This window comes from Helcococcus bovis, from assembly GCF_046035835.1.
In the GTDB taxonomy this organism is placed as follows: Bacteria; Bacillota; Clostridia; order Tissierellales; family Peptoniphilaceae; genus Helcococcus; species Helcococcus bovis.
The window spans coordinates 1-326 of the sequence record NZ_JBFNGB010000060.1; the positions used below are offsets into that span (position 1 = coordinate 1).

General features: G+C 43.6%; 1 rRNA gene. It reads left to right on the forward strand.

The window, feature by feature from the left end:
- Positions 1–38: 38 nt before the first annotated feature.
- A 23S ribosomal RNA gene (locus ABGF48_RS08505) occupies positions 39–326 on the forward strand; the annotation flags it as partial.

A 326-nucleotide genomic window follows, 5' to 3' on the forward strand; every position in this document is an offset into this window, starting at 1 on the left:
TTTGAACCTAAAACAATTAAATATTATGAAATATTTCTGGTCAAACAGAAAAGAGCGCAAGGTGAATGCCTTGGCATATGGAGCCGAAGAAGGACGTTAGCGAACGAAAACCACGGTGAGCTGCAACAAGCTACGACCCGTGGGTGTCCGAATGGGGAAACCCACATGATGAAGAGTCATGTACCATATACTGAATACATAGGTATATAGGAGGAAAACCCGGAGAACTGAAACATCTAAGTACCCGGAGGAAGAGAAAGAAAACTCGATTTTCTTAGTAGCGGCGAGCGAAAAGGAAAGAGCCCAAATTTGCAGACGCGATATGA